Source organism: Asticcacaulis sp. (assembly GCF_020217185.1).
GTDB lineage: Bacteria > Pseudomonadota > Alphaproteobacteria > Caulobacterales > Caulobacteraceae > Asticcacaulis.
The window spans coordinates 1-10,000 of record NZ_JAIWNX010000103.1 but is presented as its reverse complement, the minus strand read 5'-3'; the positions used below and the strand labels follow the sequence as shown (position 1 = coordinate 10,000).

The 10,000-nt window shown below is 60.8% G+C and carries 9 protein-coding genes; 3 read left to right on the top strand and 6 right to left on the bottom strand.

The window, feature by feature from the left end; genetic code table 11:
- The 4 genes from carB to carA all read right to left on the bottom strand — a co-directional run.
- Positions 1-2,090 (bottom strand): carbamoyl-phosphate synthase large subunit (gene carB / locus LDL37_RS05150; RefSeq protein WP_290795246.1); only part of this gene is annotated, 2,090 nt, incomplete at its 3' end.
- 283 nt (positions 2,091-2,373) lie between these two features.
- Positions 2,374-3,021, bottom strand: a complete 648-nt coding sequence (locus LDL37_RS05145; RefSeq protein WP_290795244.1) for a sulfotransferase family 2 domain-containing protein — start codon at positions 3,019-3,021, stop codon at positions 2,374-2,376.
- Positions 3,022-3,143: 122 nt separating this feature from the next.
- Positions 3,144-3,545 carry a hypothetical protein gene (locus LDL37_RS05140; protein WP_290795242.1) on the bottom strand — a complete coding sequence of 134 codons (402 nt, stop codon included), beginning with the start codon at positions 3,543-3,545 and terminating at the stop codon, positions 3,144-3,146.
- 18 nt (positions 3,546-3,563) lie between these two features.
- Positions 3,564-4,736, bottom strand: coding sequence for a glutamine-hydrolyzing carbamoyl-phosphate synthase small subunit (gene carA, locus LDL37_RS05135; protein WP_290795240.1), 1,173 nt, complete (start codon positions 4,734-4,736; stop codon positions 3,564-3,566).
- Between the two features lie 338 nt (positions 4,737-5,074).
- Between carA and LDL37_RS05130 the strand changes: the two genes are divergently transcribed.
- Together LDL37_RS05130 and LDL37_RS05125 are read left to right on the top strand one after the other, a co-directional pair.
- Positions 5,075-5,263 (top strand): hypothetical protein, encoded by a 189-nt coding sequence (locus tag LDL37_RS05130; protein ID WP_126421210.1) that lies wholly within the window; start codon positions 5,075-5,077, stop codon positions 5,261-5,263.
- Positions 5,264-5,286: 23 nt separating this feature from the next.
- Positions 5,287-5,409 (top strand): hypothetical protein, encoded by a 123-nt coding sequence (locus LDL37_RS05125; protein ID WP_290795236.1) that lies wholly within the window; start codon positions 5,287-5,289, stop codon positions 5,407-5,409.
- A gap of 4 nt (positions 5,410-5,413) precedes the next feature.
- On the opposite strand, the gene LDL37_RS05120 is transcribed toward LDL37_RS05125, so the two are convergent.
- Both LDL37_RS05120 and LDL37_RS05115 read right to left on the bottom strand, forming a co-directional pair.
- The gene (locus LDL37_RS05120) at positions 5,414-7,045 is read right to left on the bottom strand and encodes an alpha-L-fucosidase (protein WP_290795234.1); all 1,632 of its coding nucleotides are present in this window, start codon (positions 7,043-7,045) and stop codon (positions 5,414-5,416) included.
- 69 nt (positions 7,046-7,114) lie between these two features.
- The gene (locus tag LDL37_RS05115) at positions 7,115-9,064 is read right to left on the bottom strand and encodes a sialate O-acetylesterase (RefSeq protein ID WP_290795232.1); all 1,950 of its coding nucleotides are present in this window, start codon (positions 9,062-9,064) and stop codon (positions 7,115-7,117) included.
- Between the two features lie 313 nt (positions 9,065-9,377).
- On the opposite strand from LDL37_RS05115, the gene LDL37_RS05110 reads away from it, so the two are divergent.
- On the top strand, positions 9,378-10,000 hold a 623-nt coding region (locus LDL37_RS05110; protein ID WP_290795230.1), incomplete at its 3' end, for a LacI family DNA-binding transcriptional regulator.

The following is a 10,000-nucleotide window of genomic DNA, read 5'->3' as shown; positions in this document are numbered from 1 at the left end:
AGCAGTTGCTGAAAGCGCTCGCGGTCTTCGGCCAGATCAATGGCGTCGGGCGAGGTGCCGAGGATGGGGATACCTTCGTCTTCCAGCGCCTGTGCCAGTTTCAGCGGCGTCTGGCCGCCGAACTGTACCACCACACCGGCCAGCGTGCCGTTCGATTGCTCAACCGCGATCAGTTCCAGCACGTCTTCGGCGGTCAGCGGCTCGAAATAGAGGCGGTCGGACGTGTCGTAGTCGGTCGAGACCGTCTCCGGGTTGCAGTTGACCATGATGGCCTCAAGGCCCATGTCCTTATAGGCAAAGGCCGCGTGGCAGCAGCAGTAGTCGAACTCGATGCCCTGACCGATGCGGTTCGGCCCGCCGCCCAGGATGATGGCCTTCTTGCGGTCCGACGGCGCGGCTTCGCATTCCGGCACCTGACCCAGAGCGCCCGACTCGTAGGTCGAATACATGTAGGCAGTCGATGAGGCGAATTCGGCGGCGCAGGTGTCGATGCGCTTGAACACCGGGCGCACATTGAGGCCGCGACGGGCGGCGCGCACGTCCTTTTCCGTGGTGCCGGTCAGCTTGGCCAGACGCACGTCGGAGAAGCCCAAGGCCTTCAGCTTGCGCAGCTCATGCGCGGTCTTCGGCAGGCCCAGCGCACCGATCTTCGATTCCTCAGACACGAGGGTTTCGATCTGGCGCAGGAACCACGGCTCATAGTGACAGGCCGTGTTGATCTCTTCGACGCTGAGGCCGTGCCGGAAGGCCTGAGCGATGACGCGCAGACGATCCGGCGTCGGGCGGCCCAGTTCGCGCACCACGGCTTCCTTGATGGCGTGGACGCTCGTCGCACCGGCGACGCCGGGGATTTCGACCTCATCAAAGCCCGACAGGCCGGTTTCCAGACCGCGCAGGGCCTTCTGCACCGACTCGGCAAAGGTGCGGCCGATGGCCATGACTTCGCCGACCGACTTCATCGAGGTGCCGAGCAGCGGCTCGGAGCCCGGATACTTTTCAAAGGCGAAGCGCGGGATCTTGGTGACTACGTAGTCAATCGACGGCTCGAACGAGGCGGGCGTCACCTTGGTGATGTCGTTGGTCAGTTCATCCAGCGTGTAACCGACGGCCAGCTTGGCGGCGATCTTGGCGATGGGGAAGCCGGTCGCCTTCGACGCCAGAGCCGAGGAGCGCGACACGCGCGGGTTCATCTCGATGACGATCATGCGGCCGTCGGCCGGGTTCAGCGCGAACTGCACGTTCGAGCCGCCGGTTTCGACGCCGATTTCACGCAGCACGGCCAGAGAGGCCGAACGCATGATCTGATATTCCTTGTCGGTCAGGGTCAGCGCCGGGGCGACCGTGATTGAATCGCCGGTGTGCACGCCCATCGGATCGACGTTTTCGATGGAGCAGACGATGATGCAGTTGTCCGCCTTGTCGCGGACGACTTCCATCTCGTATTCCTTCCAGCCGACGATCGACTCTTCGATCAGCACTTCGGTGGTGGGCGACAGGTCGAGGCCGCGCGTGACGATGTCGCGGAACTCTTCCTGATTGTAGGCGATGCCGCCGCCGGTCCCGGCCAGCGTAAACGACGGACGGATGACGGCGGGCAGTCCGCCGATGGTCTTCAGCGCCTCAACCGCCTCCTCCCAGCTATGGGCGACGGCGGATTTGGCCGATTCAAGCCCCAGCTTGTCCATGGCGTCGCGGAACTTCTGACGGTCTTCGGCCTTGTCGATGACCTCGGCCTTGGCGCCGATCATTTCGACATTGTACTTGGCCAGCACGCCGTTGTTTTCCAGCGCCAGCGCGGTGTTGAGCGCTGTCTGCCCCCCCATGGTCGGCAGAAGGGCGTCCGGGCGTTCCTTGGCGATGATCTTTTCGACGAATTCCGGGGTAATCGGCTCGATATAGGTCGCATCAGCCACGTCCGGATCGGTCATGATGGTGGCCGGGTTGGAATTGACCAGAATGATGCGATAGCCTTCCTGACGCAGGGCCTTACAGGCCTGCACGCCGGAATAGTCGAACTCACAGGCCTGACCGATGACGATGGGCCCCGCGCCGATGATCAGGATGGACTTGATATCTGTACGTTTGGGCATGTCTGTCTTTCTTCAGGTCTGGTCGCGCGCAAAGTTTCGGGCAAACGCCGTACGGCCTCTGTCCGGTGGAAGCTGAGCCCCTGCGGGCTCTGTTATGTTTTCAGGCTAAGCGGGTGCTTTAGTGCCTTAAGGACGGGGATGCAACCCCTTAGAGCGATGTGCCGAAAAGTGTGAGCGGTTTTCCGCAAAAACATCGCGATCCAACAAAAATTATGCGGGGCGCTGCCGCACTTGCCGTCACTATTCGGGCAAAAAGATTGGGATGTTCTATCAGTTCCGCTGATCACAGAGGATAAACATCGGGATCATAACCGAATTTCGAAAAGTCTTCTCTGTAGAAGGCCTTGACGTGGGCTCGGCCTTCGTCGCTCCAGACAATCTCGTGATTATGCGCCGATCCGTCAAGGACGTGGCTTAGACGGTCATCCGGGGCAGGTGCCTCTATATCCTCGCTCAGGGCGCGGCAAATGTTCAGCAGTCCCTCTTCAAAGCGGAACAGTTTTGCCCGATCGTCAAAAAATTCGTGTTGCGGTCGCAGATGATTGTCGCGCGCCCAGGGATCATGGGCAAACTGATCACCGATTGTCCTGACCCATTCGTCAAAGCTCTGGTCAGGTACAGTGCCCAGAACCTTATGGATGATCTGTTTGAATTTAAATTCGCTTTCCACGCGTTTATAAGGATTGCGAACCACTGTGAATATATAGTCGAAACGATTCGCGAAATACTTATCAATTTCAGACTGCATCAGATGCTGCGGTGTGCAGGGAAGAATTTCTGGCATTCCATAAGGGTTTTCTCCTATTACAGGATTGTTCTGTAAAAGGTTTATATCCGCAAAGGTTTCAATCCATTCTTCTATGGTCGAGCCACCCGTTTTAGGGACATGAATAAACAGTATGGTCTTATCTTTATAACGAAAAAACGGCATGTGCCCTCAACGGTGCAAACAGGGGTATCCTCGAGGATTTTACAGAATATTGGCCAAAATCATAACCGAATATGCCGGGCAGCGTCCTTTGTGTCCCGCAGCCGTGCGGTCTTGTCAAAGGGTCAGAGGCGTTTGACGAGCGACAAAAGCATCAGCAAGGTTAAAACCAACGCACAGAGTGTCACTAACCGCGTGTAGGCAGCGCGTTCCGTTTCGAGATAGCAAAGCAGCGGGGTGCGTTTGCAGTAAACGATCCGCACGGATTGGCCGACCGCAAACCCCGTTTGCGGCGACGTAAACACAAACGGAAAATAATGCCTCTTACCGCTTGGGTCATGGAAGCGGCACAAAAAGGCAAAGCCGCTTCCGCCATCCGATGTCCAGACGATCTGAGCCTCGACGGGCTCATTCCAATCCGGTTTGCGATGAACCCAATAGGCCGCAAACAAGGTGTAGAGGAGGGCCAGAGCGTGAATTATAGCTCCGCCGACATGCTTGTCCGTCAGTATCCTGAGCCCATCCATTGAGGCCTGGAGGCGGCTTTACGCCGCCACCTTCGCGTCGCGCATATAGTGCGCAAAACGCTCAAACAGGTAGAGTGAATCGACCGGGCCGGGCGAGGCTTCGGGGTGGTGCTGGACGCTGAACACCGGCTTGCCAGCCAGAGCGATACCGCAGTTGGTCCCGTCAAACAGCGAGACATGGGTTTCGACCACACCGGCGGGCAGGCTGTCGCGATCGACCGCAAAGCCGTGGTTCATCGAGACGATCTCGACCTTGTTGGTGGTCAGGTCCTTCACCGGGTGGTTAGCCCCGTGGTGGCCCTGTTCCATCTTGAGCGTCTTCGCCCCCAGCGCCAGAGCCAGCATCTGATGGCCGAGACAAATGCCAAAGACCGGCAGACCGGCTTCGACCAGCTTCTGAATTTGCGGCACGGCATAGGCTCCGGTGGCCGCCGGGTCGCCCGGACCGTTGGACAACAGCACGCCATCGGGCTTCATCGCCAGAATCTCTTCGGCCGGCGTCTGGGCCGGGACGATTTTCACCGCCGCGCCGACGCTGATCAGGGCGCGCAGGATGTTTTGCTTCACGCCATAGTCGATGACGACGACGTTGAAGTCCGCCTTCTGACCGTCCTTGTGGCCTTCGGACCATTTCCACAGGTCGGAGGTCCATTGCGCCGCCTGCGTCGAGGTGGCGTCCTTGGCCAGATCCAGCCCGACAAGGCCCGCCCACTCGGCGGCCTTTTGCGCCAGGGCGGGGATGTCGAACTGACCTTCGGGATTGTGGGCGATCACGCCGTGCGGCATACCCTTTTCGCGGATGCGCTTGGTCAGCGCGCGCGTGTCGATCCCGGCGAGGCCCACCACGCCGCGCGAGGCCATCCACGCATCGAAGCTGAGGGTCGAGCGCCAGTTGGCGGGCGGCGTCGGCAGGTCGCGAAAGATCGCGCCCCTGGCGGCCCGCTTAGGATCATCACCCAGTTGCTCGACGTCTTCCGCATTGACGCCGACATTGCCGACGTGCGGGAAGGTGAAGGCGACGATCTGATCCATATACGACGGATCGGTGAGGATTTCCTGATAGCCGGTCATGGCCGTATTGAAGCAGACCTCGCCCAGCGCATCGCCGGTCGCGCCACAGCCCAGGCCCTGAAACACCGTGCCATCGGCCAGAACCAGAACCCCCGTTACACCGGGAAGAAGATCAGTCATGGTCAAATACTCCTATAGGAAGGCCAGAGGCGGGCAGGGCTGCGGGTAAACGGCCGCACACATAGGGATTTGGTCCCGCCGGGTCAATGACGAATTGCCCTCAGGCGGTCACGATTGCGCGCGGCGCATGTAAGGCTTGGTAACATAATCGGACTCTGTCGTGGAAAAGCCGCTTTTCGCCTCATTGCGGCTCTATTTGGCGGCGATAGGTCTCGGTCTTTTCCGGCGGGGGATCGCCCCGGCGCCGTTTCGACCCGTCGAACCGTCGCCTCCACCTTTGACGCGCACCCAATCCACAAGACCCGATCTTTGCGGGCTGCGCTTACGGGAGAGCCCTGATGTATCGAATCTTTTTCCTCAATGCCGAAGACGCCGAAGTGACGTCGGTGCCGTGGGGATCGGACCTCAATCTGGCCATCGACCACGCCAAGGCCCACCTGCCCGCCCACAGCCGATGGCACGGGGCGACGCAGGCGCGCATCTATGATATGCAAACCAGCCAGCTCGTCTTTCAATATCCGCAATAACCATAATCATAAGGACACCGACCATGGCTAAAGGACAAAAGAAATCCAACAAGGAAATCCGCAAACCCAAGGCGGCAAAGGTGAAGATCGAGCCGGCGGCCACGGCGGGTTTTGCCAAGGGCACCTTGTCGCCGGCCAAGAAATAACCTTTTATACTATGCCGGTGCCGAATATTTTCAGCACCGGCGTAAAGGTCGGGCGCGCGTCGGGCAGCTTCACATTCAGCCCGTTGATCGACAGGCCGAAGTCCAGCGGCTGACCATGGCCCAGCAGTTCGACCCGCTCGACCGTGCCCTTGCTCTGGGCCGACCCCTGCGCCATGGCCGTCAGGCTCATATACCCGCTGTTGGGCCAGTCTTGTCCCAGCGCGTAGAGCGCTCCGCCCTTGGTGGTGTAGCGGATGTCTTCGTGGGTAAAGCCCTTCTGCGCGTGTTCGTTCTGCATCCCCTCGGCAAAGCGGGCCGGGCCTTCGCCGTAAATCGTCCAGACGCGGGTGCCAAAAATGGCCTCACCATTCACCGTCATCCACGCCGCCATGTCCTGAAGGATTTTGACTTCCTTTTCGTCAATGGCACCATTGCCGCGCTGCGGGATCGACAGCAGCATATTGCCGTTCTTGGCGACGATATCGCCGAGGCGCTGGATGACGTCCTTGGCGGTTTTATATCCATTGCGCTCATAGAGCCCGCGGTCGTAGTGCCAGTTGCCGATGCAGGTGCAGGTCTGCCAGTATTCCGCGCGCAAACGGTCGGAAAAGCCGCGCTCGACATCATCGACGATGGCACGTTTCTGTCTGGCGTCCAGCTTCTTGCCGGTCACGACGGCCTCCAGCTTGCCGCCGTTCCATTTGCGGTTCTGGTTATAGAAATAGGCCGTGGCATCGAGCCCCGCCTGCTCCAGCGGCAGGCCGTAATTGTCGAAATAGACAAAATCCGGCCGGTACTTATCGACCAGATCGTTCTGACGCAGCAACCACTGCCGGGCGTACCAGGCGTTGGGCGAGGTTTCCAGCCACTGACCCGAATGCTGATCGTGATAGTCGTTCATCGCCTTGATCGTGGTCAGGCCATCGGGCGGCACCATGTCGCCAGCCGGACCGGTATAAAGGTCCTGCGGGTCGAGGCCGTCCCACCATTTGCCCTTGCCATCCGCCTTCGTCAGGCGCGCCGCGTCATAGCGCACGCCGCGCATCGGCCCTTCCGGATCGTAGCCATAGGCCGTCTGCCACCAGTGCCAGGCGTGGGCGGCGTGGTTGGACACGCCAAAGCGCAGACCGGCGGCGCGCGCCACCTTCGCCCAGCGGCCGACAATATCCATCTTCGGGCCGACGTTCAGAGAGTTCCATTTGTGGAACTTCGAATCGAACATGTCGAGATTGTCGTGGTGATTGGCCATCGACACGAAGTATTTGGCCCCGGCGGCCTTATACAGGGCGATCTGGCCTTCCGGGTCCCATTCCGTGACCTTCCAGTCGTTGATGATCTCCATAAAGCCATGATGCGCCGGATGGCCATAACGTTGCACATGCAGGTCGTAATAGGGATTGCCCTGCATATACATCTGCCGTCCGTACCAGTCGCCAGCCTCCGGCACGCACTGCGGTCCCCAGTGCGACCACAGGCCCAGCTTGGCGTCCTTGAACCAGTCCGGCGTCTGATAGGCGTCGCCCAGCGACTCCCAACTGGCCTTGAACGGGGCCGTCGCGGCCTGCGTGGCGGGGGCGAGGGCGGCACCGCTGAGGGCAGCGGCGGAACCAAGCATCTGACGGCGGGTAGGGCGCATGGGAGTCCTTTTTGCGGGAAAGACGAGTATTCAACGGCCGGATGCGGTCAGCCTCTTCGGCCGTTGGTGTTATTGGATGTCGATCTGGAACGGGGCGACCGGCAGGTCGCTGGTGCTGAACAGGTTAACGTAGGGCGAGTCGGCCCAGCCATAGCGGACCTGCTTCGCCGTCGCCGCCCTTTTCAGCACCACCGCATCGCCTTCGACCGTCGCAGGGACATAGCGGCAAGCGCCGTCGCAGGCTTCAAAACCGATGGCCTGATCCGACGAATAGGTGAGGAGCTTGCCGCCCGTGTCGCGGAACCGGATCACCACATCCGCGCCGCGGCGGGTGGCCGAGATGGGTTCGGGCGACAGGGCGACCGCTTCGCCATAGGCGGCCTTGCGCATCCCCAGTGCCACGCGCTCACCCACCACCTTTTTCTGTGTCGGATGGATGTCGGTGCGGTCGCCCACATCGAGGCTGACGGCCAGAGCGGCCTTCGCGTCAGCCTTGACGCTGAGGCGTTGGGATTCGCGTAAGGCCGCCCATTGCGACGGGGCCGGGCCGTTCACCACCGGCCCGAAACTGGCCAGTTGCACGACGACGACGGGCAGGTCGGGTTGCCGGAAGCTGGCGCGCCAGTCGGCAAACAAAGCGGGCAGCAAACGGCTATATTCCCTGGCATTGCTGGCATTGGCTTCGCCCTGATACCAAGCCACACCCTTCAGCGTATAGGGCGCGATCGGCGCGATCATACCGTTATACAGGGTCGCCAGCCCGGAGGTGGGCAGCCACGGCGTGGTCGGCACATCGCTGAGGCCCGACATGGGCGTGGAAATCTTATATTTCCATTTTTCTGGAATTTGAATAATTTTGCCGTCGTTGAGGTAAAGACCGCGCGGTTTGGGGTCGCCCCACAGGCCGCCACCGCCGCCCGTATCGACGGCGCGCAGAGCGATGACGTTGCGCCCGGCTTTTAGCACGCCTTTAGGAATCTCATAGCGACGCAGCGTATTCCAGCCTTCGCTGGAGCCTATGACCTGACCATTGATGAAGGTGGTATCGGCATCGTCCACCGCCCCCAGCACCAGCGTGGTGGCCGATTTGGCCTGTGCGGCGGTCAGGGTGATCTCGCTGCGATACCACACCACGCCATCAAAACCCGCCAGAGCCGGGTCGCCCGACTCTTCCCAGAAGCGCGTCGTGTCCATCGTCTTCCAGTCGCGGTCGTTATAGGTGGCGGTCGCCCATTGGCGCTTTTCGGCCGCTTGCGGTTCGTGGGTATCCCACCAGGCTTGCGTCACCTTCTGCCAGCCCGTTTGCGCCGCCTGCGGGTCGCGGGCATAGAGTTTGAGCGTCTCAAGGCCGGTATCGTAGCTTTTGAGCTGACGCAGGGTCGATTGGCTTAACCACGACTGGATCATGGTGCCGCCCCAGGACGAATGGATCATGCCGATGGGCACGCCGGTCTTCGTCGCCAGCGCTTTCGACATGTAGTAACAAACAGCCGAGGTATCGCCGGTCGTTTCCGGTCCGACCGCGCGCCATGCCGGTGATTTCGGCAGGTCGCTCAGCGGGCCGGCGGGCTGCGCGTCCTTTTCGACCGTGACAAAGCGGATGCGGTCATTGGCCGAGTTGAGGATCTCGTTATAGGCATTGGTGGCGTATTTGGTGGTGAATTCCATGTTCGATTGCCCCGAACACAGGAACACGTCACCCACCAGCACGTCTTTCAGCGTTGCGCCGCCCGACAGGCTTAGCTCGTAAGGTCCGCCTGCGGGCAGGGGGGCCAGGGTCGCCTCCCAGCGGCCCGAAGCGTCAGCCGTCGCGGTCGCCGTCTGACCGGCGATGCGCAGGGTGACCGTTTCGCCCTTATCGGCAAAGCCCCACACCCGCACCGGGGTCTCTCTTTGCAAAACCGCGTGGTCGCCGAAGATGGCGGCAAAGCGCGGCGCGGCCTCAGCCGTCAGGGGGGACGTCAGGGGCAGCGTCAGCGCCAGCAGACCGGCGGTCAGGCGCAGGGATGTCAGTTTCATCGGGCGGTCTCCACTGGATTTTTGCTGTAAATTATTACCACGACTCGGGCGTCGGTCTCTGCGGCCGAGTCGCCATCACCTGTCAGAGTAGGGGCGGTCATCTGGTTGTCTTCCCTGTTCGCCTCGCTTCTGTTTTGCGGTCGAGGTCGTGTGAAAGGCTTATGACAGCGCTGGCATTTTTTCAAGTGAGAATTTATTTTGCTAATAAAAACAAAGCGCCTGTCCCTCTTTACCTTTGGCGCTTTGGCGTGCGACAATTGTACGATTGTATCCGATTCAGCGTCCTGGGGCGCGGCACTCAAGGGGTAAAGCATTGGCGCGTAAGGTCAGTCGTCGCAGCGGCAACATCGTCACCATCCATGATGTGGCCCGACACGTCGGCGTGTCGCCGATGACCGTGTCGCGCGTCATCAATGGTGAGAAGAACGTCCGCGAAGAGACGCGCAAAAAGGTGGCCGAAGCTATCGAGGCGCTGAACTATTCGCCGAACATGGCGGCGCGTTCTCTGGCCTCTCAGGATTCGTCGCGCATCGCCCTGATCTATTCCAACCCCTCCATGTCCTTCCTGTCGGAACTGCTGCTGGGCATACTGCACCAAAGCTCACAAAGCGGCTGTCAGCTGATCATCGAAAGCTGCGAAGGCCCCGAAGGCGTGGCCGATGTGCTGGACAAGCTGAAATCGCTGGGCGTCGATGGCGTGGTCCTGCCGCCGCCCCTGTCGGATTCCACCCGCGTGGCCAAGGCCCTGCGCGAGATGGGCCTGCCGTTTGTCGGCGTGGCGACGTCGCGCCCGTCGCCGGATGCGGCCAGCGTCTCCATCGACGATTTCAAGGCGGCCTTCGCCATGACGCAGCGCCTGATCGCGCTGGGCCACCGCCGCATCGGCTTTATCAAGGGCAACCCCAACTCCTATTACAGCCAGTTGCGGCATGAGGG